This window comes from Rhodococcus sp. NPDC003318, from assembly GCF_042879035.1.
Taxonomy (GTDB): Bacteria; Actinomycetota; Actinomycetes; order Mycobacteriales; family Mycobacteriaceae; genus Rhodococcus_G.
The window spans coordinates 50,284-72,835 of record NZ_JBIAOU010000009.1 but is presented as its reverse complement, the minus strand read 5'-3'; the positions used below and the strand labels follow the sequence as shown (position 1 = coordinate 72,835).

Sequence of the window (22,552 nt, the reverse complement as noted above, 5' to 3'; positions counted from 1 at the left end):
TCACTCCTTCCGCTGAATCCGGCGCAGCACCAGCAGTTGGTGCAGCAGCGTCAGCACGAGCGCGAGCAGCACGAGCGACCGCACCTCCGCGCGGCCCGGGTAGTCACCGAGCCACCACACCGACGCGAGCTGCGTGCCGATCAGCGCCAGCGCGACCGTCGTCGCCATCACCGACCGCCCGGCGCGGGTCGCGCGCCACGGAGAGCGGAGCCCGTAGACCGCGGTGAACAGCCATGCGAGCGTGGTCATCGCGACGAGAAGGACGCGGGCTTCGGTCTCCGGTGCGCAGGCGAGGATCACCGCCCCGCCTGCCACCGCAGCGACAGCGAGTGTCGCCTTGATCATGCGTGCCTCCTTCTGCCCATGGCCTGCTCGATTGCTTCGCCGAAGTGATTGCGGCGCATGGCCGCTTCCGCGCGTTCGACGAGTGGATCGACGACCTCTCGGCCCCGGCGACGTGTTTCCTCGAGCTCGCGGGCGGCCGCAGCTCGCTCGACGCTGGCTTCGCGGCGAACGCTCCTCCATGACCTCCACATCACGAATCACCCGCCCCGGACGGGTTCTCGTACGCCTTCTCGTGAATCGACTCCGCGATGTGCACCGACGTCGATGTGCCGGAGATGAGCCGGTCAACCTGCCGCTCCAGCTCGCGGAGACGTTCGCGCTGGTCGTTGATGATGTCGTCCTTGATCGCGACGATCACCTTGTGCACCGGTCTGGGGATCAGCGCGCCGACGAGGATCAGGAGCACTGCGAGGGCGAGGAGCCCGGAGAGGCCGAGATCGGCGACCGCGATCCCGGCGATCTGCTCCACGGGTTACCGCCGGAGGAACGGGTCGACGTAGCTCTGGCGCAGGAACTCCGCACGGTCGGCGAAGTCGTCCACCGTTGCGCTGACGTTGTACGTCACCGCCTGCTGCGCCTGCTGCGCTGCTCGCTCGATCCCGGACGTGACTGCCGCCTCGATCTTCTGCTCCTGCGCGGGCGACGTCCCCCGGTCAACGAAGAAGCTCGCCAGCACATTACCGAGGGTCGTGAGGGCCAGCGCCCCATATCCGAGGTACTGAGCAGACTGGCTCTCTGTGATCAACCCGGCCCCGACTGCGATGGCGCCGACCAGGGTCAGAATCCCGTAGATCACCTGCCGGATGGCCGGGTAGTTCTTGGCGAAGTTCTTCATCACTTACCTCCGAGGATCCGGTCGAGCTTCGATTCGATGCGGTCGAGCTGCGCCTTCTCCGCGTTCGTGTCCCGGACCTGCCGCGCAGCGATGGTCATCACGAGGGCGACGAGAGACCGGCCGACGTCGTCGGGGACCTCGGCGTACTCGGGACGGATGTCGAATCCGTCCCATACCACCTCGTTCCAGATGTCCGCCCATTCCGCGCCCGGCCACGGGCCCTCCGGGGTGCGGGTCGATTCGTTGACGTTCTGCGGACGGTTGATCTGCCGGATCAGTCCCGGGAATGGATGCAGCTGCACTGCAGCCTGATTGATGTACTCGGACACGGTTTCTCCTGCGTCTCCTGGGAGTAGTGCGGTGCCCATGTCGAGGCACCGCTGGTATCGGGTGGATCGGTCGGCGATGCCGTTGAGCCCGCCGTTGATCGCGCGGGTAGCGCCTTCGAGATTGCGGGCGTCAGAGAGCGCGTTGAGCTGTGGTCGGGCGACGGTCCAGTACCAGGTAGCGGCGAGGAATCCCCAGTGCGGATCTGTGCGCACGAGCGCTGGGTTGTCCTCGAAGTACGTCGGCGAGTCGACCCAGCCCTTCTCGTGGCACCACTGCGAGAACGCGCGGAAGTTCGCGCGGCCGGTCAGCTGGATCGGACCGGATCCCTTGTACAGCCGACCGTCTCCGTCTACCGCGGCGGTGTTGCCGAGGTCGGTTCGGGTGTCGTACGCGTCGCCGCTGGCGATCTCCTCCATGTACCGCAGCCCCGCGGATTCGTGCCCGATCTGCGCGCACCACATCGCCGCGCGCTCGACGGTGGTGCAGTCCGCGGCACGCATCGCGTTCACGAAAGCGGGCAGCAGCTCGGCATACCGCTCAAGCGGCAGCGAGCCGCCCATCGCGCGAGACAACGCGTCGGCGGTCATTCCGGCCGGAGCCGGGGCGAGCACCACGGGCGCGGGCTCGACGTCGGCGTAGCAGTAGCCCTTCGGCGGGATCAGGGTGGCGAGCTGGTCGAAGCTCATCCAGTACCCGAAGGGCGGAAACCCGCTGTCGGCGATCCACACCGCGCGAGTGACGTCGTCGTAGCCCATCACCGCGAAGTAGTGGAAGACCTCACCGCCGGAATAGGCGGGCGAGGTCGTCGACGGCGGCACCGCCACCGGGTAGTTGCTCGGCGGGGCGTCGATGTTCGCGATCACGCCCCACCCGGCGTCGATCGACCGGACGATGTCGCGCCACAGTCGATCCTTCTGTTCCTGGGTGGGCGGGTCGTTCGGCATGTCGACCGACGTGTATCGAGCGTCCGGTACCCGGACGTCGAGGACCCGTTCGATCAGGCCGACATAGTCGGTACCGTTCCAGGTGGTGCCGATCTCGCTGGCGAGGACCGACTCGTCGACGAGGATGCCGCGCGAGTTCAGCACCACCTGGGTCGATGCCGGCCCGCACCAGTAACCGGTCTCCTGCCGGATGATGTTGCGGTCGTATTCGAGTTGCCGTGTGGTCACGATCCGTCCTCCTCGAGCAACTTGGCGCGGTCCGACGCCGGGATCTCGGCGAGCTGCGCGCGCAGATTCGCGTACGGGTCCGTCCGCTGCGGTTCCGGCCACTTCGTCGACCGCCACTGCCCGGGGTTTTGCGGGTGGATGGGGCCGGTCGCCGGTGGCTCGTACCGCATCTTCGATTCCTCGACCGGCCGGAACCCGAGCTGCTCGGCGTGCCGGGCGAGTGAGTTGATCTCGTCCGGTTCGAGTCGCGCGACCGGTGAGCCTTCGCCGTTCGTCGGCGGGTGCATGAACATGTACGCGAACGGGTGCATTCCGGGTGGTAGGGCTGCCTGTAGTTCGGCGGGTGTCATGACGTTCCTCCTGGTCTAGACGGCGCTGCTGTGCTGGCGCAGTGTGTTGCTGACGGCCTCGAGGCCGCGGAGCGCGCGGGTGCCGGCCGGGTCCGCTGCCCGGTAGTCGCCGACGCTGATGTCCCACGGCTGGTCGGGGCTCTCCCGCGACCAGGACTGTCGCATCGATGCGATGTGTGAGAGCCAGACCCGGTCGCCGATCTCGAACCCGCACCGCAGGCCGTCGTCGATGTGCAGGCCGGCGCGGTACGGCGATGTGTCGTCGATCTGGGCGGCGAAGCTGACGTACCCGCGTGCCTTGTGCAGGCCGACGCGGCCGGTCTGCAGGCCGGACGGCGAGACTGCGACACCGCCGCCGGACTCGAATCCGGACTTGTGCGCGAACCGTCCCATCCGCGCTTTGAGTTCGGCGTCAAAGTATTTCGCCCACGCGAGGATGACATCCTCGACGGCCTTGTCGAAGATGCCGAGCGTGAGCCACGGCATGCCGATCGCGGTGCCAACCAACCCGAGCAGGATGTTCGAAAGCAGCTTCGCGCCCTGGTTGATCGCGTCGGGCGACTTCCCGCCCGTCATGATCGTGTGCTCGATCGGCTTGTGGATCACCATCTTCGACCGCAGGCCGCGGTGCTGGCCGCGGCGGAAGATGACCCACGGACCGTTCGGGTCCGCGTTGTCGGGGTCGTCGTTCGGGTCGGCGATGGTGACGGTGTCCGAGGTGCCGTCCGATCCGAAGATGCGGAGCAGGTCGAGGATCGGGTCGACGATCGTGCCGGTGATGCCGGGGATCGTGGACCGCCTCTTGACGTCGAACACGAACGTCGTCTGGGTGAGGGTGAAGTGCGACGGGCACGGCTGCGGGTCACCCGGCTCCCACAGATCCCCAGTGATCTGCAGGCCGCCGTCGTCGAGCGTCGGCTTGACGAGGTCGAAGAAGTCGTCCATCCGGGAACCGAGGGCGGTCCACTCGGCGACGCCGTCGCGTTCGGCGATGTACGGGATCATCACCATCGGCCACTTCGCGTTGTCGAAGTTCGCCTGCCAGTTCCCGGCATCCCAGATGTCGAAGAACGGGATCCACCCGGGCTGCTGCTCACGCAGCAGGTTTCGGTGCGCGTATCCCTTGATCACCTTGATCGGGTTGCCCCACTGGAAGTCGACCTTCGGCACCTGGGCGAACAGTGGGGCGAACGTGTTGGGCCAGCACTGCAGATGCTTCAGCTCATCGAGGATGTGCCGCGCGAGTGGACGCACGATCGCGTTGCCGTGCTCGTCCTCGTCGTACTCGATGTCGTAGACCTTGAAGCAGGCCTTCTTCCATGGTGACCGGAACACCAGGAACATGTCGTGGTCGAGGGACTGGCCGTCGATCAGCCACTGCGCGAGGTCGTCACGGCCGTCGAGACCGACGGACGCCTCACCGACCTCGTTGCAGATCGTTTCCCAGTCGGCGTCGTACTCGCCCTCGACTTCGCCGACGAGCACCATGTCTCGGTCGTGGATCGTGACCCTAGTCCGGAGCAGCGCGAGCGCGGCCTCCTCGTGCTCCTGGGCGTCGATCGCCGCGAGGTCGGCGTCGAGGTCGTAACTCACAGGCGATCACCCCCAAGGCATCTCGTGATAGCGCGGCATGTGGATGCGGAGCTCTGCGGGCACGGTCGAGCCCTGCACCTCCACGGGCAGGTCGGTCAGCGGCGTGCCGGGTGGGATCTCGTGCAGGAAGCTGACGCCGCGCATCGCCTTCCACACCTCGAACCCCGACCCGGCCGCGCGCAGTGTCTGGAAGTCCTGCCGGGTCTGCACCCGCCACCCCGCGGTCTGCGGCGGGATCGGCACCATCCGCCCGGACAGGCCGTCCGGCAGAATCCACTTCGTCGCCGGCGTGCCCTCGAACTTCAGCCACAGCGGCACGTCGGTCGGGTTCGAGATCGGGAAGGTGCCGACGTGCGACCCGGTCCCGGGTTCCCACTTGATGACCTTCGTGCCCGACGTCAGGTACGGCCAGCACGCGACAGCGACCATCTCGACGTCGATACGGGTGGTCTGCATCGACATCCGGCCGACGATCTTCGGATCCCGGTCGAGGCGGAGTCGAATCTTGCGCTGGCCGCTCGCCGTCTTCGTCGTGACCTCGTTGTCGTAGTCGAACGACCACACCGCCATCTGCTCGGCGAACGCGCGCTCGAAGTCGCGCCGCGTGCGGCCCTCGATCCGGAGCTGGAAGTCGAGCAGCCGCTCCTCGATCTTCGTCACCCTCGGCGTCGAACCGTGCTGGTACGCACGGGACGTGCGTGTCGCGGTGCGGGGCGCGGGGACCCAGAGGGCATCGAGGCCGTCCCGGATCCACACGTCCCGTGCACCGCGGGACGGGCCGCCGTACTGGTGCCGCGACCCGTCCCACCCGACCATGCTGATCGAGCTGTTGTTCACCACCGCCTCCTGGACTCCGAGCTGCGGCGGTCACGCTGGTTGATCATGATGTCGATCTCCCTCCTCATGGCGGGCGAGAGCTCGCCGTTGAAGTTCCAGCTGTCACCACCACCGACCGGGGCGAGCTCGAGCGCGGCCCGATCCGCCCCGGTGAGCACGTCACCCGGCGCGGTCGCCGCCGACTGGACCCGGTCGAGCATCGGGACCAGCGACTCGAACGCCTCCGTCTGCCGCGGCGAGAGAACCCGCTCGGGCCGGATGACGTTCTTGAGCAGGTACCCCTTGCCGTGCGCCATGCCGCCCTGGTCGTAGTAACCGTTCTTCTCCCAGAACGACTTCGCGGCGATCGGGTCGCCGTACCGGTCGCGGATGTACTTCGCTCCCGCGACACCCTGGGTGTACGGGTCGGTGCTCTCGTCCGGCAGGTACTGATCCTTCGTCGACCCGAGGAACTGGAACAGGCTGAACGCACCCGAGGACGGGTTGCGTGCCAGCGGGTTCCAGCTGGACTCCTTGCCGATGATCCAGTCGGCCGCGGCCCACTGCTCACCCTCGTTCCAGCCGTACGGCGCGAACGCGCGCTTCACGGCGTCGACGACGGACTCCGGCTCCGCCTGCACCTCGACCGCAGGCGGTGCGTCGACCGCGGCCTCGCCGGCATCCGCTGTCACCGGATCGGTCGCCGCGGTCTCGGCCGGCGTTCCGTCGTACGAGGCCTCGTCGCGTGCACCCGGCTCGTCCGAGCGACTGCGGCCCGTCTCGTCGACGAGCTGCAGCCCCTCGAACTGCGAGGAGAACCCGGCGATGCCGAGCAGGTCGTTGCCCCACTCCGCGAGGAGCGAGGTCCCGATCTGCGCACCGACACCGCCCCAGTTGATCTCGCCCGCGTACTTGCCGGCTGCGGCGAAGTTCGCGTCCATGAACGCGATCAGGTCCTCGACGGTCCGGACCTGATCCCAGTTCAGGACCGCCTCGGGCTTTCCGGTCTCGTTGCGGACGATCGAGAGCCCGTTCGGGATCCAACCGCCTTGATCGCGGAACAGTCCGCCGATGCCCTTCGCCTTGTCCCACACCGACCCGAGCAGATCGCCGAGACCGGTGACCTTGTCGGCGAGGAACTTCGACGTCATGTCGCGGCCCTTGTCGAGGTACGCAGGCGGCACACCGACCCACTCGGGCGGCGGAGTGCCGATCGCGGCACCGATACCGGCCTTGATCGGGTTCAGGAAGAAGTCGAAGATGCTCGCGATCTTCTGCTGCACGAACGACTTCTTCCCGACCGGCGAGGGTCCGCCGCCGGGGCTCGCGGACTCGAACGCTCCGTCCGCGCCGATGGCGAGATGGAACAGGCCCGGGTGCATGCCTGCGAACTGCGGGTCGTCGGCGCCGGCGGCGGGGCCGCCGTAGGCGACGTACCCGTGAGAGCCACCGGATTCGACGTTGGTCGTCGAGTACCCGCCGACCCCGGTCAGGGTGCCTGCGGTGTGTCCACCGCCGGGCCCGCCCGGGTTGTCGTGCACGCCGACCGAGAAGCCCTCACCAAGACCGGGCACCCACGGTTGGCCGCCGGGGAACGATCCGGTGGCCCACTTCCACGATCCGTCACCGCCGTTGATGATGGCGTCTGCGATTGCGGACATGTAGCCCGAGCAGTCCTCGAAGCCCCACGTGTACGGGTTGCCGTTGCGCATCTTCGCTGCGCGGTGGCCGTTCTCGAGCTGCGTCTGCCACATCGGGCGGATCTCGCCGCCGTCCTTGTAGCCGGGGAGCAGCCAGTCGAACATGCCCTGCGGGTCGACGTTGCCGTACCCCTTCGACGCCACGCGGGCGCCGTAGGCGTTGACGTTGTCGCGGCCGAGCTGCCGAACGATCTGCCCGCCATCCCATTCGAACGGGATACCGCGCAGGATCATGTCGCGGATCGCGTAGATCGCGTTGTGGCCGCCGGCCGCCTTGACCTCCGCGGTGGTGACCATGTGCTCGCCGTTCGAGCCCCACATCAGCACGTCGTCCGACGTGCCGGTGCCGGGACCGAAGACCGGGCCACCGGTCGCACGCTCCGGGATACCGGCGAGCGGCTGAGCCTCACCGAGACCGAGGAGTCCCGCAGCCTTGTTCCAGGCCTTGAGGATTCCCTCATTCCAGACGGTGTTGATCATGAAGTTGATCGGCTTCGCGAGGATGCCCTTGAGGCTGTCCCACTTGTCGCTGATCCCCTTCACAATCTCGGCGAAGAAGCTCCCGACCTTGTCGAGCGCTGTCTTCATCGCGTCCCACGCCGGGCTGATCACGTGCTCCCAGACCCATTCGATTCCGGCGCCGAGGGCATCCCACACGGGCTTGATCACGGTGTTCCAGACGGACGAGAACAGGTCGCCGATCACGCCGAGCGCTGCCTTGAGCAGCTCCCACGCGGGACTGATGACGTTCTGCCACACCCACTGGATCCCGGTTCCGAGAGCGTCCCAGGCGGGCTTGATGATCGAGTTCCACACCCAGGCGAAGAAGTCACCGAGCGCCCGTAGACCGACCTTCATGGCCTCCCACACGGGCTGGGCGACTGTGGTCCACAGCCAGGAGAGGATGTTGCCGACCATCTCGATGTAGAGCTTGATGCCCTCCCACAGCAGCAGGAACGCCGTGACGACGACGGCGAGCGCGACCTTCAGTGCGGTGAACACCGGCTGCACGACGTTGTCGTACAACCAGGAGAAGATCGCACCGAGCTTGTCGAACACCGACTTGATGAACTCCCACGCGACCGACAGCGCCGTCTGGATGCCGGACCACACCGCCTCCCAGATCCGCTTCCCGGTCTCGGTCTGGGTGAAGAAGTAGACCAGGCCTGCGACCAGCGCAGCGATCGCAATCACGATGAGCGCGATCGGGTTTGCGCTGATCGCCGCGTTGAATGCCCACTGCGCCGCGGTCCCGATGAGCAGCGCGGCACGGTGCGCAGCCAGCGCGACCGTGTTGGTGCCCAGCGATGCAGCGGAGCGCCCGGTTGCCGCGGCGAACACGCCCTGCACGACCGAGGCGGCGAACATGATCGCGTTCCACGCGGTGACCGCCGTCATGATGACCTTCACGGCCATGACGACACCGAGGAGCACCGGTGCGAACGGGACCAGCTTCTCGATGATGGTCGCCAGGTGCGGTGCGAGGAGCGCGAGGATATCCGCCCACGGCCGGAATGCCTCCACCAGACCGGGCAGAATCGGCGCGAGGTTCGAGAGCGCCTGGCCCAGTGCGGGCATCAGCTCCCGCGCCATGTCCATCAGCCCAGGGATGGAGTCGAGGATCGCCTGACCCATCGCCGAGATCCCCGGCGCGAGACCGGATGCGGCTTCCGCGCCGAAGCCTCGCAGCAGGGTGAACAGTGGACCGGCAACAGCGCCGATGTTCTCGAACGTCTGCCGGATTCCGTCGAACGTTCCGCGCAGGTCGTCGGCGCTGATGTTCTGCAGCTTCTCGCCGATGGTCAGCAGCCAGTCGTTGAGGGACTGGCTGGTGCTGCCGAACGTCTCCGCCGCGGTTCCGAGGACGCTGATCAGCCCGGAAAATACCGAACCGATCCCGCTCTCGCCCTGGGTGAGGCTGCCGAAGAAGGTCGTCGACCCGGAGATCATCCGGTCCCATCCGGCCGCGGCGGCCGGGCTCGAGATCGACGTCGCGATCTGCGATCCGATGTTGCCGAGGACCGTGGACAGTCCACCGAGGCTCGGCGTCAGTCGGGTGATCAGTTCACCGAGCACGGAGAACGAGCCGGTCATCGCGCCGCTGAAGCGGTCGGTGACCTCTTCGCGAAGGTTCTTGAACGCCTGCAGGAGTGGCGCGAGCCGCTGCCCGATCATCGCCGCGAACGGATCGTCCCCGGATGCCGCCGACTGCTGCGCGTCCGCCATATTCTGGTAGGCGTCCGCGACCGCCTCGGCGGCGTCGGCGTTGGCCTGGGCGACGTCCTTCTGTGTCTGCGCGGCGTCCGCCTCGGCGTCGCGGAGCTGCTCCTGAGCGTCGGCCTCGCGCTCCTTGGCCTCGACGACCCGGTCGGAACCCTCGATGCCCTTGGCCTGCGCGTCGGCGATCTCGGTGCGCTGCTGCGCGTTCGACGCCTTGATCTCGTCGAGCGCCTGCTGGGCCTCGCGGACGCCGAGTTCGGCCCGCCAGATGTCGAGGTTGTCGGAGTCGCTGTTGGACTTGGTCTCGCTCAGGTTCTTCTTCGCCTCGGCGAGCGCCAGTGTCGCGCTCTCCTCGTCGAGAGCCAGGCCGGCCAGGGTCCGCGCGTAGCCCTCGGCGTCGCGCTTCGCCTCCTTCCGGGCCTCGTTGACGTCGTCCTGCGCGTCCTTGACGTCCTTCTGCGCGTCGACGACCCGCTTCTCGGCGTCAACGATCTGCCGGGCACCCTGCTCGGCGGTGCGGACCTGCGACTTCTTCGCGCTCTCGACGGCCTTCATCGCCGACGCGCTCTGCGACGACGAGGAGCTGACCGCCTGCTGCGACTTCTCCCAGGCCTTCGCGCCCTCGGACAGCCCGGCGAACGCCATCTTCGCCACGCCGATCGCGGGCCCGAGGATGCCGGCGGCGGCGGCCGCGACGGTCCCCATTGCCGCGGCGACAGCGGTGAGGCCGGCCACCAGTGGGCCGGTGGCGAACGTGGCCACAGCGGAACCGAGCGCCGCGACGGCGCCGAGCGCAACCGCGGACCCGACGGTCACCATGCCGAGAGCGCGGCCGATCCGCGTCAGGATGCCGATCAGCTTGGCTGCGGCCGCCATGACCATCAGTGCGGCAGTGACCCGACCGATGTCCCGGGCGAGAGCGCCGGCGGCCATGGCGGCGAGCTTGAGGACACCCGCGAGCTTGGCGACACCCGCGCCGGTCATCATCTTCAGCAGGGAGGTGCTGACGAGCAGGCTCGCGCTGAAACCCCTCAGGACGCGCGCGGCCAATCCCAGACCGGTCGCGGCCATACCGATGTTCTTGATGACGGAGCGGGTCGCGTCGTTGACGAACAGGAATCCGGTGGCCGCCATCCGCATTCCGCTGCCGAGCGCCGAGACGAACCCGGACGCGAAGCTGCGGCCCTCGTCGCGGCCCCGGCCGCTCGAGTTCATCGTCGCGCTCATGCCGCCGACGAACTTCGAACCGGCCGTGCGGCCGCCCGCCTCGAACCCGGCAGAGAGCCGCTGCAGCAGCGACGCACTGTCGGCCTCGGCGCGCTTGCTGTCGATCCGAGCTTCGATCCGCTCGACGCGGTTCGAGGCCGTCGAGCGCTTCGACTCCGCGGCGTGCAGCGCACTGGCCGCGGACACGCTGTCCCGCTTGGCCTTCGCGACCTTGTCCTCGGCGGCGGCGAGTCGGCCGGCGTCGGTGACACCCTTGCTGCGCAGGGCCTGCAGTTGCTTCTCGGCCGCGACGACGTCGTTGGTCGCCGCGGCCTCCCGGCGCCGCGCCGCGGCCGCGCCCTTGGTGGCGTTCTCGAGTTCGGCCTTCGCCTTGGCGAGCTGGCGCTGGTCGACGGCGACGCCGATCTCGTGCTTGATCGGGTTGCTCTTGATCGCCGCTCGAACCCGCTTGAAGTACCCGCCCATCGACGGGAACACGTTGATGAAGGTCTGGCCCGACTGCACGTCAGCCACTGGTCACCTCCTGAGTTTGGATGCGCCGCGTGTAGCGGCTGCCGAGCAGCTGTGCAGAGATGTCGTCGTGCTCGACGAGGGCTGCGTATTCCTCGGCGCGGTCGCGGGCGGTCTGTGGCCGCAGGCGCCGCTTCGGGGGTTTCCCGCCTTTGCCCTTGAACTTCGGGCTGGCGCCCCACACGCCGTGCAGGATCTGCGCCATCAGCTCCGCAGCCTCGGTGAGCAGTTCGCGCTCGTGCGTCCACCCGACCAGCGACGGCCGCTTCGACGGCGCCGGGAGTTCGCCGCGCTGCTCCATCTCGAGCCGCTGCCGGGCGCGCTCGTCGTCGTCGGCGATCGCGGCGTAGTACCAGCCACCCTCGGGCAGCGCGGGCAGCAGGCGGAACAGCCGGTTCCACGGGTTGTCGAGGTGGTCGCGGACCCAGTCGTAGAGCCGCTCGTTGCTGCCGCTCGCGAACAGATCCTTCTCGATCGCGGCGCCGTAGCGGTTGATGTCGTCGACGAGCGCCGCCCACCCGCAGTCGGGTGGACGGAGGATCCCGAAGTGCTCACGGATGTCGGCGACGAGGTCGGCGAGCTCGGAAATCGGCCGCCGCGCGTAGTGGTCGGCGATGGTGTCGGCCAGGTCCTCGCCGACGAGGAGGTCGAGTTGGTCGTGGACGGAGGCGGTGATGTCGAGGTCGGCGACGTCGTCGCCTGCGGGCGCCTCGATGACGAGAGCAGGCCCGTCGTCGTCCAGGTGCACGACGAACGGACCGGCGGCCTCGTCGAGGAGGGTCTCGAAGTAGGAGGCCGCCGACCCGTCGTCGCGGGTCATCGATCAGTGGCGACGGCCGCCGCGGCGCCGATCCCGACTGCGCCGATCTGCTCGGTTGACCGCCTGCTCGGTGTCGAACAGCCCGAAGTGCCGGGACAGATCCCGGGCGAGGTCGATCAGCGTGTCCGGGTGCTCCGGACCGAGGAAGTCGGCGACGTCGTCGAACTGGTCACCGAGGAACAGCTTGAGAACGCGCCGGGACGTCGTGGCCTCCTCGATGTCCATGACGGTGTCGGCGTCCGGTTCCTGAACGAGGAACGTCGGGGAGGCGCCGATCTGGAACTTGAACGGCTCCTTCGCCTCTCGCTGCTCGCCGCCGTACCGCCGGACGTTCGGGTCGTCGATCTGGGTCACGTTGTCGAGGTCCTTGCTCACTGTGCGCCTCCGGTGGTGCGTCGGGTGGTCTTGGTCTTGGGTGCGTCGGCGGCGGGCTTCTCGGCCTCGTCCGCGTCGGCGGGAGTCTCGGGTTCGGCGCCGGCGGCGGGCTCCGGCTCGGCGGCGGGCTCGGGTGCCGGGTCCGGTTCGGCCGGCGCGACGGGCGCCACGGTGTAGCCCTCCGCGAGCAGCTCGCGCTCCTCGCGGTACGAGCTCGGCGTGTACGGGCGGCCCGCCCGCGACAGCAGCAGTCGCGGCGACCAGTCGTCCTTGTTGATCTGTCTCATTGCCATGGGTGCACCAGGCCTTTCGTCGAAGGGGATGTGACAGGACACCGGGCCGGTGGAGCCCACCCGGCGAGGGGCGGGCCCGGTGCAAGGGGTGACGAACACCCCCGCCGGGTGGGTCTGTGGAAATGCAGCGACCCCGCCGGGTGAGGGCGGGGTCGCGGGGAGGTGGGATCTGTAGTTGTCGGTCTCAGGAGGCGATGAACGAAGAGACGACGTAGGCGGCGTGGCGGTCCAGACTGTGCCTGTTCTGGTCGTACCGGATCGTCATGGCCGGGGTGGAGTGCCGGGCCGCGTGCTGGACGTCTCGCAGCGGTACCCCAGCGTCGAGCGCGGCGGTGATCATGGTGTTGCGGAACGAGTGCGGGCTGATCCGCTTCTCGATCTTCGCGGCCTTCCCGAGGCGGTCAACGACTCGGGCGGCGGACCGTCGGGTCATGCGAGTGCCGTCCCGGCGGACGAACAGCGGGCCCGTGGTTCGATCCCCGATGAGCTTGTCGACCGTCCGCGCGACCGGTGCAGGCATCGGCATCGTCGCCGGCTTCCCGCCCTTCCCGACGAACCGCACGACCCGGTGGCCGTTCTCGTACCCGCGGCAGTTCTCGATGTCGAGGCTGCACAGTTCGGTGACGCGCAACCCGAGGACGCCGAGGACGGTCACCATCGCCTCCTCGCACTCCGGGGCGTCACTCCATCGAGCCGACTCCACGATCCGACCGAACTCGGCCCTGGTGAGGCCGAGCGTCCGCGTCCGGTCGTACTGGAGCTTCGGCATCCGCACGTTCCTGGCCGGAGACTTCGGGATGACCTCGTCTTCCTCGAGGATCCAGAAGAACGTTCGGAGGACAGCAAGTCGCCGGTGCACAGTCGCTGGCGCGTTCCCGCGGTCGATCTCCAGGTGGCGCGCGAACAGCTCGAGGTGCGGGCGGGTCACGTCGTCGATCGGGTCGAGTCCGTGGTCGGAGCACCACTGGAAGAAGATCCGCAGGTCGGTGCGGTAGCTCTCGAACGTGGTTCTCGCGCTGTAGCGGGCGAGGAACCCCGCGACCAGGAGGTCGTTTCGGGAGGTCGGGATGGTGGACACAGCAAGGCTGCGGGTACCGTCAGGCACGGTCATCACTCCAGTTGCGTTGGTGTGGTGGCAAGGCCCCCGTGGAGTGTTGGTAGCACTCGCGGGGGCCGTCCTCGTTTTCGAGGTGAGCACACCGTACATGAAACTGCCTGTAACACAACGAACCGTGTGCATTTATGGGCGGCGTATGGCGTCGTTCGAACGGATGACGGAGATACCTGTGTCTCGTTATCCCTACTAAGCACCAATGCGGACCAGCCGTTACGATTCGCCTGATTTCGGCGGCGAGAGGTGCTCGACGCCGATCACTCTTTGCCGAGGGGGCGACCATTGGTTACTTCGCTGCTGTCCAGGCCCAAGAGCCGACGCCGCAAACCTGATCCGAAGGCGCATCAGCGCCTCGATATCCAGGGCCTGCGGATGGTCGCGGTCATGCTGGTCGTGCTCTCGCATCTGTTCCACTGGCCCAGTGGCGGGTTCATCGGTGTCGATGTTTTCTTCGTGATCTCGGGGTTCCTGATCACCGGCTCGCTGGTGCACACGATGGAGAAGACCGGGCGGATCTCGTTCTCGAGCTTCTACCGGCGGCGCGTTCGACGGATCGTGCCCGCCGCGACACTCGTGCTGGTCGCAACCATCGCTGCCTCGTACTTCGTGTTCACAGATACCCGGTTCAAGTCGACGGTCTGGGATGCAGTCGCCGCGTTCTTCTTCGTCTCGAACTGGCGGTTCGGGATCGAGGGCACCGACTACTTCAATGCTGGTGGCCCGGTCTCGCCCCTTCAGCACTACTGGTCACTCAGCGTGGAGGAGCAGTTCTATTTCGTGTGGCCGGCGGTGATCCTCGTCGTCGGAATGATCGCCGCGCACAGGTCGCGCCGTATGGTGGCCGCTGCCGTGATGGGTGTGGTCGTTGTCGTGTCGTTTGCCTACTCGATGTTCGACACCGCGAGCAACCCGACGTGGGCGTACTTCTCGACCCTCACCCGCGTATGGGAGCTGGGCGTCGGTGCGCTGCTGGCGATCACGATCGCCTGGTACGAGCGAATTCCTGATGCGATCCGCCCCTTCCTGGCGTGGGCGGGGCTGCTGCTGATCGCAGTCGGTGCCTTCGCGATCAGCGAGGGTGGCGGGGGCTTCCCGGCGCCGTGGGCCGCCGTACCAGTACTCGGCGCCGGGCTGGTGATCGCCGCCGGCGTCGGAGGCGATCACCGATTCCTGTCGATCCTGACCAACCGTGTCAGCGTCTACATCGGCGATATCTCCTACTCGCTCTACCTGTGGCATTGGCCCATCATCATTCTTCTCGGATCACTGATCGAACCGTCCGGGATCTACTACTACGTCGGCGCACTGCTGCTGATGTTCGGTCTGTCGATCCTCGCGTACCACTTCTACGAGGACCGCATCCGCCAGTCGAACTGGCTGATGACCACAGCCGAGTCGCGGGACAGACGTGTTCTCGACCTGTCCCGGTGGCGGTTGAAGAACCTCCGAATGAAGGAATCCCACCAGACCATCGCGATTCTCTCGCTGATCGCAATCACGGCCGGCCTGGTCTCGACGACTCTCGCGGCCACCGCTTCGCCTTCGGCTGCCCCCATCTCCCAATCGCGCGCGGCAACTCAGGCGACAGGAGCAGAGGCTGCCGCCCAGTCGCCCCGAGCAGCTGCAATCTCGGCGGCTATTCGTGCCACCGAGTTTCCCGACTTCGATCCACCGATCGACAAGCTCGGCGATCTGCGCGTTCCCCAGTGGACAGAAAACGGATGCCTGAACGTGCGTGCGAGCAACGAGTCCAAGTGCGTCTACGGACCCGCCGACGCTCCCTTGACCGCCGTCCTCCTCGGCGACTCCATCGCCGTGAGCTACCTACCGGGACTCATTGGCGCACTCGGCCCAGAGGGCTACCGAGTCCACTCGTACACCATGGAGGGATGCGCCACCGCTGTGGTGGATGCAACCTCGAGTGTCAAGTCCAAGGCCGACTACGCGGAATGTGATGAGCATCGGTCTTGGTCAATGGATCGTGTGCGCGCCCTCAACCCAGATCTGATCGTGATCTCGGACTCGCATCTGACGGTCACTCGTCTGCAGAGCGGGGCCAAAGGTTCAGCTGCCGAGGCCGAGTGGGTTGAGGGCCTCAGTCGGGTGATGTCGGGGGTCCCCGACCCGACGAAGGTTGTCTTCCTCACCTCCCCGCCGGGCGCAGGCAACCTCGCGGAATGCGCTGGCAAGTTCGGAGACCCGTCCGACTGCACTCGGGCGATCAGCACTGAATGGTTCACTGTGCAGGCGGCAGAGGAAACTGTTGCATCGAAGTTCGGGGCTAGGCTCACCGACTCCCGGCCATGGTTTTGCACCGACTCCGGCTATTGCCCTTCCTTCGTTGGCACGACACCCGTCTATGTCGACTCCGGCCACATGACGGCGACATACAGCGAAGGGCTCGCGCCCGACCTGAGAAGCGCCCTGCTGTCCGCGAACTAGCTGGGCGGCGACTCCGGTCACAGCGTCAGCACGGACGTGGAGTTATAGGCCGTCCCGGTCCAGGCTGCGCCCGCGCTGGTGCCATCGAAGTACGGCCACAGAGCGGTGCCTGCGGTGACCATCACGGCGTCGGCATCGAGGTTCATCCCGACGGCGGCGGAGTCGAGTGCGATATCGAAGTCCAGTCGGCTGCCGTCCGCCGGCAGGACAACGGTCATGCTGACTCGCTGCCAGCTCCCAGTCGCCCGGAATCCTCCTCGGTGCCACGTCCGCTGGCTCGCATTGCTGGCCCAGTAACCGACCGTGAATGGCCGGATGATTGCCTCTTTGGGCGCCCGGACCCACGCGGACAGGGTGTAAGCACCGGCGAGTGTGCCGGACACACGGGCGATTCGGGCTGTCGCTGAACCTGCCTGGTTCACCGCGAGCCTGGCGTACGCGCCGCCGGACTTCGCGTCGCCTGCGGTGACCTGCGTGGGCGCATCGAATCGGGACAGTGCCGCGACCTGCGTCACACCTGACTCGTACGACGGGGTGGTGAAGAGGTTGGTCAGGGTCGCGAAGCTCGCGCCCTCACGGTTGGCGGTGATGCCAGCGGCGTCGTTCGTGGCCTTCGCGTTGACGATCGCCCCGCCCGAATTCTCGGTGACGACGTTCTCCCGGATGAACGGGTCGGTCATGAACTTGGTCGCATCCGGCAGGCTGAATCCGATGCCACGGTGCCCTTGGATGGTGTTGCCGATTGCCTTCGCCTCGATCACGTCGCCCGCGAGGCGGATGCCGTCGCCGGTGCCGTTGTTGCGGACGGTGCAGTGCAGGAACTCGGGGCGGACCGCAAGGGGCGCGTCGATGAGGATGCCGCCCGCGCCATTGCTCTCGACTCGTGTGTTCGAGAACCGCCAGCCGGAACCGATCTGCCCGGTTACGGACACGCCCGCGCCGACGTTGCTGGAGATCTCCGAGTTGTCGAAGGTGTAGCCGCCAGTGGCGGCATTGCCAACCAGGACACCGACACCGTTGCCTCGGATCACCGTCGCGGACACGATGCCGTTGCGTCCGCCGTGGCGGCCGGATGCCATGTAGCCGTCGATGTGGATGCCCGCGTTCGAGGCGTTGAGGAAGTGGCAGCCCGTGGTGATGACGCCGTCGCCGCCCGCGTCTCGCATTCCGTTGTACCCGCCGACCGATGTGCATCCGGTCAGGGAGAAGCCTCGGGAGTCGCTGGGTGTGCCGGGGATTTCGAGAAGGCGCTCGATGAAGAACCCGGAGGACCAGGAGTCCTCGGCGTAGCAGTTGACGAAGGTGACGGACTCGACGGCGAAGTTGCCGACGCCGATGCCGAACCCGGCGCCGAACGAATCGTGCCCGCCCGTGACTCCGCGACCGGATCGGATCGCGGAGCACTCCACGAAGGTGGTGTCCTGCAGGAAGTCGCAGCCGAAGCTGGTAGCCCAGGTGTTGATGCACCGGACACGCTCGAACCGCCCGTTTCGCATCCAGCGCAGCGCAATGCCCTTCGCACCGACGTTGTTCGCGGTGCTCACCTGCGCGGTGCAGTCGATGGTGATGTCGGCAAACGTGACGTCGTCCAGGTAATTGCCGACCGTGAAACTGGGATCCATGAGTCCGAACACGGCCTCGCCGTTCGGGAGAATCTTCGTGTTGGCGCGACCGCGACCGATGAATCCGACGTGGTAGCCGTTGAACCAGCGGACCGAGGAGTTGATTCGGAATCTGCCGACCGGGAGCTGAATCGAGACCGGGCCGACAAGGGAGTACATCGCAGCGGCAGCGTCGAGAGCTCGCTGCAACAGCGGCTGTGCGTTCGTCACGCCGTCGTCAGGCATCACCTCGTCGGGCAGCAGGAAGCTCGCCAGATCGACCGTGGTCGGCCGCACATAAATTTCACTACCGACTGCTGTGACGCGGGCGTCGACAGCGTCCTGCACGAGCGGCGGAAGGCCCTGCCCTTCACCGGCGTCGAGGTCGAACGATATGAGCTTCGGGTCTGCCATGATCAGGCTCCTGTCGTGTAGAGGCCCGATCCGGGCGGGTCTTCGATGAATCCGGTGGGAAGGTCGAACAGCCCAGCTGATGTGGACTCCGACGGCTCCGGGCTGATCAGGTACAGCCCGGAGCCAGGCGGATCTTCGTCAACCTCTGGGCCGACTAAGGGTTTACGACGATGGACAGCGGCTTGAGCGCGCTGCCGATGCTCAGGCTGTCGACCACCTGAACGGTGAAGTTGAACGTGCCCGCCGCGGTCGGGGTGCCGGTGATCGCGCCGGTCGACGCGTTCAGCGCCAGGCCGGCGGGCAGAGCACCGGTCGAGACCGACCACGTCTTGGTCCCGGCGCCACCGGTCACCGCGAGCGTCTGCGAGTACGCCGAGCTCACGGTGCCCGCAGGCAGGGACGCGGTCGTGATCGTCAGGCTGTTCCGCTTGAACCCGGCGTCCTCGAGGACACGGTTCCAACCCGGGCCGCCGAAGTAGTGGCGGACCGCGACACCGTGCTCGGTGTCGACCATCGCGTTGACGGTCGTCGGCCAGGTCAGCGAGCCCTCACCGTCGGTGATGGTCTGCTCGCCCATCTCGGACACCTCGCCCGCGTAGAACAGGCGGCCGAGGTAGATCCGATCGTCCCCGGTGTTGAACTGGGTGATGGTCAGGTACCGCTGCTGCCGGATCGCGGTGACGGCCGGCTGATCGAACGCGATCTCACCGGTCTCCGGGTCCGCGACCATCTGCGACAGGTCGACACCGAGGTTGTTCTCGATGTTGTACCGATTCGCTTCCAGGCCGGTGAACTGCAGTCCGGCGATGTCGGAGGTGAAGTCCGACCGCACCGGGTTGGAGTAGCCGATCGCGTTGATATCGGACTTCTCCAGCTCCCTGGTCAGGGTGATCGCGTCGTCCTTGAGGAGGAGACCGAAATCCCATGCGCCGACCGGGAGTTCGGCGAGCTGGGAGTCCGTCCCCTCGGTGATGTACTCGATCGGGTCGATCTCCATGCCCATCCCGTAGATGTGTGCACGGTTCGGCTTGAGGATCAGTTCGCGCTGGTGACGCGAGACCTCGAGTTCGCCAACGGATGTGGCCATGATGCCTCCTGGGCATGATGAAGGCCCACGACGTTCGTGTCGTGGGCCTCGGGTGAATTTCGTGTGGGTGTTGTCAGCGCCGCCAGGGCTTTTGCAGGCTCAGCGCGTAGTACGCGATCTCGGTGCGGGCGTCCGGGTTCTCGTACGGCTCCGACTCAGGCGGGGTGTCCACGCGGCACGAGTCGATGCAGATCGGCTTCGGCTCGTCCTCGACGACGATCGCCTCACCGGCGATGTACTCCATCCTGTTGGCGACCTGCCGCGCGAGCTTCGACGCGCCCCGCGGATCGGGGTGGTGGCAGGTGATCGCCACCCGCGGGAAGTCGCTGATCCCGTCGGATGCGCCACCGACACGGTTGATCTGGATGCCGATCCCGACGTCCGGGTCGAGCGGTGGCTCGGTGTCCGTCTCCGCGAGCGGAGCGAGGTACACCATCAGCACCTCCTGGATGTCCGGGAACAGCGTGTCGTCGAACTCGACGGCCATCAGTACCTCCGCTTCTGTCTCATCGCGCGGACCGCAGCCTCGCTCGCGCGCACCGGTTTCGAGCGCCTCGTACCCAGCAGCGCGGGCTGATTGCCGCGGCGAGTCGACACGATCCGCTGCCCGGGCCGCCCATCCCAACCCCGCGCCGGTTCGATATGGACCTGCTCGGCGAGCTTCCCGGTCTTCGCGTGCCGGCGGGCCTCGGCACGGAACGCCTTCGCCCCGACCTCGGCCATGCGCCGCGTCGCCTGCTGGACGTGCTTCGATCGCATGATCGCCTTCGCGTCCTTCGACGAGAACCGGTAGGTCCCGGTCTTCGGATCAGCCACTGCTCACCCACCTTTCGAGGTAGCCGGTGACGTGGTCGGCGATGCCGTCGTCGTCGTACCAGGTCTGTAGATCGCCGTCGACGTGCAGCCGCGGCCCGATGCCGTCGATGTCGAGGACGTTCTCGGTGGACTCCGGGAACCCCGGTGGCGCGTACAGGATCCACCGGGTGTGCCGTTCGAGCGGCACGCCTTCCACGGCCCCTTCGGGTTGCACCGAGCAGCCCGGGTACTCCGCCGTCGTGGTCTCATCCATGACGCCGCGCTTGCGTCGCACACGTTCCACCACCCGGACGGTCTGGTTTCCGAGGTCACTCACAGCAGCCTCCGAAGTAGTACGACACGCCGCCTCCCTGCGAGATCCCGAGGAGCCGATAGTGCGAGGCCTCGAATGCCAGCAGCTCTCCGGGATTGACGAGGGTGCCCGACCGGGTCACGCCTCCTACCGTCTTCGAGTAGGAGACGTGACTGGCGTACTTGTCGCTCGCCAGGGCGGCCCGGACAACATGGATGACGACGACGCGCGCGGCGGGGTCGTCATCAGCGATGCCCGGCCTCTGCTCCCGGATCCAGGCGGACGCCGCGGCGATCAGGTCCGCGGCATCCTGCTCACTGCCCGGTGTCCGGGTGCGGCCGCGGAAGATGTCGTCGACATCGACGAAGTCCGCCATGGCCTACCCCCTCAGTCCAGCTCGGCGATGAGCTCGCGCTTGTCGAGTTCCTCGGCCGCGTCACGGTCCATGCCGCGCGCGACGGCGTACTCGACCCAAATGGCCTTGGACGCTGCCTGCTTCGGGCGCTCGAGGTCTGCGACCGTGACCTGCTGGTCGGGCTGCGCGACGGACGTGTCCGCTTCCAGCGTGGAGGTGGGGTCTTCCTGAACGGGATCAGCGGGCGCTCCGTCATCGGCGACGCCGGGCGCGTCGTCGCCCGTGGGAGCCGTACCGTCGTCGTCGGTACCGTCGTCGCCGGTCGCGGCCTCCTCGATCGGCACGATCGCGCCGATGCGCAGGAGCCGAGCCACGTGCTCGTCCGGCACGTCGACCACCGCGCCGCGCCGGTGCCGGACGTATCCGGTCGGGGGTCCGACGGGCTCCTCCCAGAAGCTCGCGACGATCTCGTGCCGCGCCATCAGGCCGAGATCCCCGTGATGGTGAAGACGGCACCCGGGTTGTCGACGGCGAGGATGCGCTTGCGGAACGCATCGGAGCGCCACGACATGTTCGGGCCGCCGGCACCGGACTCGCCGCCCTCCGAGTAGACCGGCGTCATCTGCAGCGGGTAGGTGTCGGAGTAGAACCCGGCCACGCCCGTCTCGAGGATGATCACCTTGGTCGGGTCCATCCACCGCGACTGCAGCACCTGCAGGCTGCAGATGGTCTGCGGGAGAGTGCCCTTGTAGATCGGGTTCTCGGACGCGAGGTCGCCGATGTACTTGGACTGGATCTTGTCGTTGCGGATCAGCGTGGTGATCGCGCGCGGATGGGCGAGGATCGCGTTCGGCGAGTAGCCGAGGTTCTTCGTCTCGTCGCCCTCGAAGCCCGCAGCCTGGATCTCCTCGATCGCGTCGAAGATGTCCTTCGCCGGGTCGCCGGTGGAGCCGGTCCACGCCGCAGACGCCGGCGCGCTTGGCGTGTTCGCCGCGTTGAACGCAGCGAGGGCAGCGTTCACGCCGGAGCGGATCATCGTGCGCTGCAGCGCGGTGATCTGCTGGGAGACGCGGTCGACCTTGTTCTCGTGCCGCATCTCGTACGAGATCCGGACCGCCTTGGCGGTCTTCTGGCCGATCACGCTGCGGACCTTGCCGTCGCCGATCGTCGAGACCGGGATCTCGGCGAACTCGGCGACTTCCTCGGCGTCCTCGTCGAGGAACGGATCGGCCGCCTCACGGAACGCGACGACACCGGAATCGTTCGAGCCGCCGTTGCGGAACAGCGCAGCCTCGACGAACGCGCCGTCGAGGTAGTTGATGACCCGCTGCGGAATCCACGTCGGATCCTTGAGCATCGAGTCGACGGTGAGCGTGTCGCCGTCGTAGGCGGAAGTGATGTTCCTGGTCATGGGTCAGTGCCTCTCGATCGATCAGGCGGGCGCCGGGACGAAGGGCCCGGCGAGCTGGGTGCGGACGGTGGTGTCGCTGGCGGCGGACGCCTTGACTGCGATGCCGACGCACTGGGTTCCGGTCTTGGCGACCTTGCCGCCGGCCGCGGCGTATACCGGCTCGCCGGTGGCGAATGCGACGGCGGACGCCTTCGTCAGCGGGAGAACGCCGACGGTGTGCACCGCGAGAACACTCGGAAGACCGTGGGTCAGGTTGTTGTCCTCACGGGTGGCAGCCGGTGCGCCGGACTGTGCGACCGCGCCGTACGGCAGATCGGCTGCGCCGCTGGGGGCGATTCCGGTCGCGCCGAGCTTGACGACGTGGAACTTCTCGACGGCGGTGGCGACCTTCTGCGTGATCGGGCCAGCGCCGAGGGTGGGGTTCGACATGGTGG

At 67.3% G+C, this 22,552-nt stretch carries 23 protein-coding genes; 2 read left to right on the top strand and 21 right to left on the bottom strand.

What is annotated here, in order from left to right; all coding sequences use genetic code 11:
• Entirely contained in the window at positions 1-345 is a 345-nt protein-coding gene (locus tag ACFYVR_RS16080; RefSeq protein WP_387474777.1) for a hypothetical protein, read from the bottom strand.
• 2 nt (positions 346-347) lie between these two features.
• Here ACFYVR_RS16080 and ACFYVR_RS16075 point away from each other — a divergent pair, with 2 nt between their 5' ends.
• Positions 348-527, top strand: coding sequence for a hypothetical protein (locus ACFYVR_RS16075; protein WP_387474775.1), 180 nt, complete (start codon positions 348-350; stop codon positions 525-527).
• Positions 528-535: 8 nt separating this feature from the next.
• Here ACFYVR_RS16075 and ACFYVR_RS16070 read toward each other — a convergent pair whose 3' ends face one another.
• The 11 genes from ACFYVR_RS16070 to ACFYVR_RS16020 form a co-directional block, all read right to left on the bottom strand.
• Positions 536-814 (bottom strand): hypothetical protein, encoded by a 279-nt coding sequence (locus tag ACFYVR_RS16070; RefSeq protein WP_387474773.1) that lies wholly within the window; start codon positions 812-814, stop codon positions 536-538.
• A 3-nt stretch (positions 815-817) separates the two neighbouring features.
• Positions 818-1,180, bottom strand: coding sequence for a hypothetical protein (locus tag ACFYVR_RS16065; protein ID WP_387474771.1), 363 nt, complete (start codon positions 1,178-1,180; stop codon positions 818-820).
• On the bottom strand, positions 1,180-2,682 hold the full coding sequence (locus ACFYVR_RS16060; protein WP_387474769.1) for a C39 family peptidase: 1,503 nt from the start codon (positions 2,680-2,682) through the stop codon (positions 1,180-1,182). Before ACFYVR_RS16060 ends, ACFYVR_RS16065 begins: the two co-directional genes overlap by 1 nt.
• Entirely contained in the window at positions 2,679-3,032 is a 354-nt protein-coding gene (locus tag ACFYVR_RS16055; protein ID WP_387474767.1) for a hypothetical protein, read from the bottom strand. The genes ACFYVR_RS16060 and ACFYVR_RS16055 overlap by 4 nt, the downstream gene beginning before the upstream one ends.
• 15 nt (positions 3,033-3,047) lie before the next feature.
• Complete coding sequence (locus ACFYVR_RS16050; RefSeq protein ID WP_387474765.1) at positions 3,048-4,625, bottom strand: hypothetical protein; 1,578 nt, start codon at positions 4,623-4,625, stop codon at positions 3,048-3,050.
• Positions 4,626-4,631: 6 nt separating this feature from the next.
• Complete coding sequence (locus ACFYVR_RS16045; RefSeq protein WP_387474763.1) at positions 4,632-5,462, bottom strand: hypothetical protein; 831 nt, start codon at positions 5,460-5,462, stop codon at positions 4,632-4,634.
• A complete protein-coding gene (locus ACFYVR_RS16040; protein WP_387474761.1) occupies positions 5,459-11,101 on the bottom strand; it encodes a hypothetical protein in 5,643 nt (1,880 codons plus the stop codon). Before ACFYVR_RS16040 ends, ACFYVR_RS16045 begins: the two co-directional genes overlap by 4 nt.
• The gene (locus tag ACFYVR_RS16035; RefSeq protein ID WP_387474759.1) at positions 11,094-11,918 is read right to left on the bottom strand and encodes a hypothetical protein; all 825 of its coding nucleotides are present in this window, start codon (positions 11,916-11,918) and stop codon (positions 11,094-11,096) included. The genes ACFYVR_RS16040 and ACFYVR_RS16035 overlap by 8 nt, the downstream gene beginning before the upstream one ends.
• A 3-nt stretch (positions 11,919-11,921) precedes the next feature.
• A complete protein-coding gene (locus ACFYVR_RS16030; protein WP_387474757.1) occupies positions 11,922-12,293 on the bottom strand; it encodes a hypothetical protein in 372 nt (123 codons plus the stop codon).
• Positions 12,290-12,586: a hypothetical protein gene (locus tag ACFYVR_RS16025; RefSeq protein WP_387474755.1), complete on the bottom strand. Its 297-nt coding sequence runs from the start codon at positions 12,584-12,586 to the stop codon at positions 12,290-12,292. The genes ACFYVR_RS16030 and ACFYVR_RS16025 overlap by 4 nt, the downstream gene beginning before the upstream one ends.
• A 184-nt stretch (positions 12,587-12,770) precedes the next feature.
• Entirely contained in the window at positions 12,771-13,697 is a 927-nt protein-coding gene (locus tag ACFYVR_RS16020) for a tyrosine-type recombinase/integrase (protein ID WP_387474753.1), read from the bottom strand.
• 246 nt (positions 13,698-13,943) lie between these two features.
• Between ACFYVR_RS16020 and ACFYVR_RS16015 the strand changes: the two genes are divergently transcribed.
• Positions 13,944-16,142: an acyltransferase family protein gene (locus tag ACFYVR_RS16015; RefSeq protein ID WP_387474751.1), complete on the top strand. Its 2,199-nt coding sequence runs from the start codon at positions 13,944-13,946 to the stop codon at positions 16,140-16,142.
• A gap of 17 nt (positions 16,143-16,159) precedes the next feature.
• Here ACFYVR_RS16015 and ACFYVR_RS16010 read toward each other — a convergent pair whose 3' ends face one another.
• From ACFYVR_RS16010 to ACFYVR_RS15970, 9 genes are all read right to left on the bottom strand, one after another.
• Positions 16,160-18,157 (bottom strand): right-handed parallel beta-helix repeat-containing protein, encoded by a 1,998-nt coding sequence (locus ACFYVR_RS16010; protein WP_387474749.1) that lies wholly within the window; start codon positions 18,155-18,157, stop codon positions 16,160-16,162.
• A 154-nt stretch (positions 18,158-18,311) separates the two neighbouring features.
• Complete coding sequence (locus ACFYVR_RS16005) at positions 18,312-19,244, bottom strand: Ig domain-containing protein (RefSeq protein WP_387474747.1); 933 nt, start codon at positions 19,242-19,244, stop codon at positions 18,312-18,314.
• Between the two features lie 73 nt (positions 19,245-19,317).
• Complete coding sequence (locus tag ACFYVR_RS16000; protein WP_387474745.1) at positions 19,318-19,731, bottom strand: hypothetical protein; 414 nt, start codon at positions 19,729-19,731, stop codon at positions 19,318-19,320.
• Positions 19,731-20,060: a hypothetical protein gene (locus ACFYVR_RS15995; protein WP_387474743.1), complete on the bottom strand. Its 330-nt coding sequence runs from the start codon at positions 20,058-20,060 to the stop codon at positions 19,731-19,733. Before ACFYVR_RS15995 ends, ACFYVR_RS16000 begins: the two co-directional genes overlap by 1 nt.
• Positions 20,053-20,376, bottom strand: a complete 324-nt coding sequence (locus ACFYVR_RS15990; protein WP_387474741.1) for a hypothetical protein — start codon at positions 20,374-20,376, stop codon at positions 20,053-20,055. Before ACFYVR_RS15990 ends, ACFYVR_RS15995 begins: the two co-directional genes overlap by 8 nt.
• The gene (locus ACFYVR_RS15985; RefSeq protein ID WP_387474739.1) at positions 20,369-20,728 is read right to left on the bottom strand and encodes a hypothetical protein; all 360 of its coding nucleotides are present in this window, start codon (positions 20,726-20,728) and stop codon (positions 20,369-20,371) included. Before ACFYVR_RS15985 ends, ACFYVR_RS15990 begins: the two co-directional genes overlap by 8 nt.
• Before the next feature lie 11 nt (positions 20,729-20,739).
• Positions 20,740-21,189 (bottom strand): hypothetical protein, encoded by a 450-nt coding sequence (locus tag ACFYVR_RS15980; RefSeq protein WP_387474738.1) that lies wholly within the window; start codon positions 21,187-21,189, stop codon positions 20,740-20,742.
• Positions 21,189-22,118, bottom strand: a complete 930-nt coding sequence (locus ACFYVR_RS15975; RefSeq protein ID WP_387474736.1) for a hypothetical protein — start codon at positions 22,116-22,118, stop codon at positions 21,189-21,191. Before ACFYVR_RS15975 ends, ACFYVR_RS15980 begins: the two co-directional genes overlap by 1 nt.
• Positions 22,119-22,139: 21 nt before the next feature.
• A complete protein-coding gene (locus tag ACFYVR_RS15970; protein ID WP_387474734.1) occupies positions 22,140-22,547 on the bottom strand; it encodes a DUF2190 family protein in 408 nt (135 codons plus the stop codon).
• Between the last annotated feature and the right edge of the window lie 5 nt (positions 22,548-22,552).

Excerpts from the sequence above, each read along its gene's own strand:
- ACFYVR_RS16080 (WP_387474777.1), bottom strand. The coding sequence starts at position 345 with ATGATCAAGGCGACACTCGCTGTCGCTGCGGTGGCAGGCGGGGCGGTG.
- ACFYVR_RS16065 (WP_387474771.1), bottom strand. The coding sequence starts at position 1,180 with ATGAAGAACTTCGCCAAGAACTACCCGGCCATCCGGCAGGTGATCTAC.
- ACFYVR_RS16055 (WP_387474767.1), bottom strand. The coding sequence starts at position 3,032 with ATGACACCCGCCGAACTACAGGCAGCCCTACCACCCGGAATGCACCCG.
- ACFYVR_RS16035 (WP_387474759.1), bottom strand. The coding sequence starts at position 11,918 with ATGACCCGCGACGACGGGTCGGCGGCCTCCTACTTCGAGACCCTCCTC.
- ACFYVR_RS16025 (WP_387474755.1), bottom strand. The coding sequence starts at position 12,586 with ATGGCAATGAGACAGATCAACAAGGACGACTGGTCGCCGCGACTGCTG.
- ACFYVR_RS16020 (WP_387474753.1), bottom strand. The coding sequence starts at position 13,697 with ATGACCGTGCCTGACGGTACCCGCAGCCTTGCTGTGTCCACCATCCCG.
- ACFYVR_RS16010 (WP_387474749.1), bottom strand. The coding sequence starts at position 18,157 with ATGGCAGACCCGAAGCTCATATCGTTCGACCTCGACGCCGGTGAAGGG.
- ACFYVR_RS16005 (WP_387474747.1), bottom strand. The coding sequence starts at position 19,244 with ATGGCCACATCCGTTGGCGAACTCGAGGTCTCGCGTCACCAGCGCGAA.
- ACFYVR_RS16000 (WP_387474745.1), bottom strand. The coding sequence starts at position 19,731 with ATGGCCGTCGAGTTCGACGACACGCTGTTCCCGGACATCCAGGAGGTG.
- ACFYVR_RS15985 (WP_387474739.1), bottom strand. The coding sequence starts at position 20,728 with ATGGCGGACTTCGTCGATGTCGACGACATCTTCCGCGGCCGCACCCGG.
- ACFYVR_RS15980 (WP_387474738.1), bottom strand. The coding sequence starts at position 21,189 with ATGGCGCGGCACGAGATCGTCGCGAGCTTCTGGGAGGAGCCCGTCGGA.
- ACFYVR_RS15975 (WP_387474736.1), bottom strand. The coding sequence starts at position 22,118 with ATGACCAGGAACATCACTTCCGCCTACGACGGCGACACGCTCACCGTC.
- ACFYVR_RS15970 (WP_387474734.1), bottom strand. The coding sequence starts at position 22,547 with ATGTCGAACCCCACCCTCGGCGCTGGCCCGATCACGCAGAAGGTCGCC.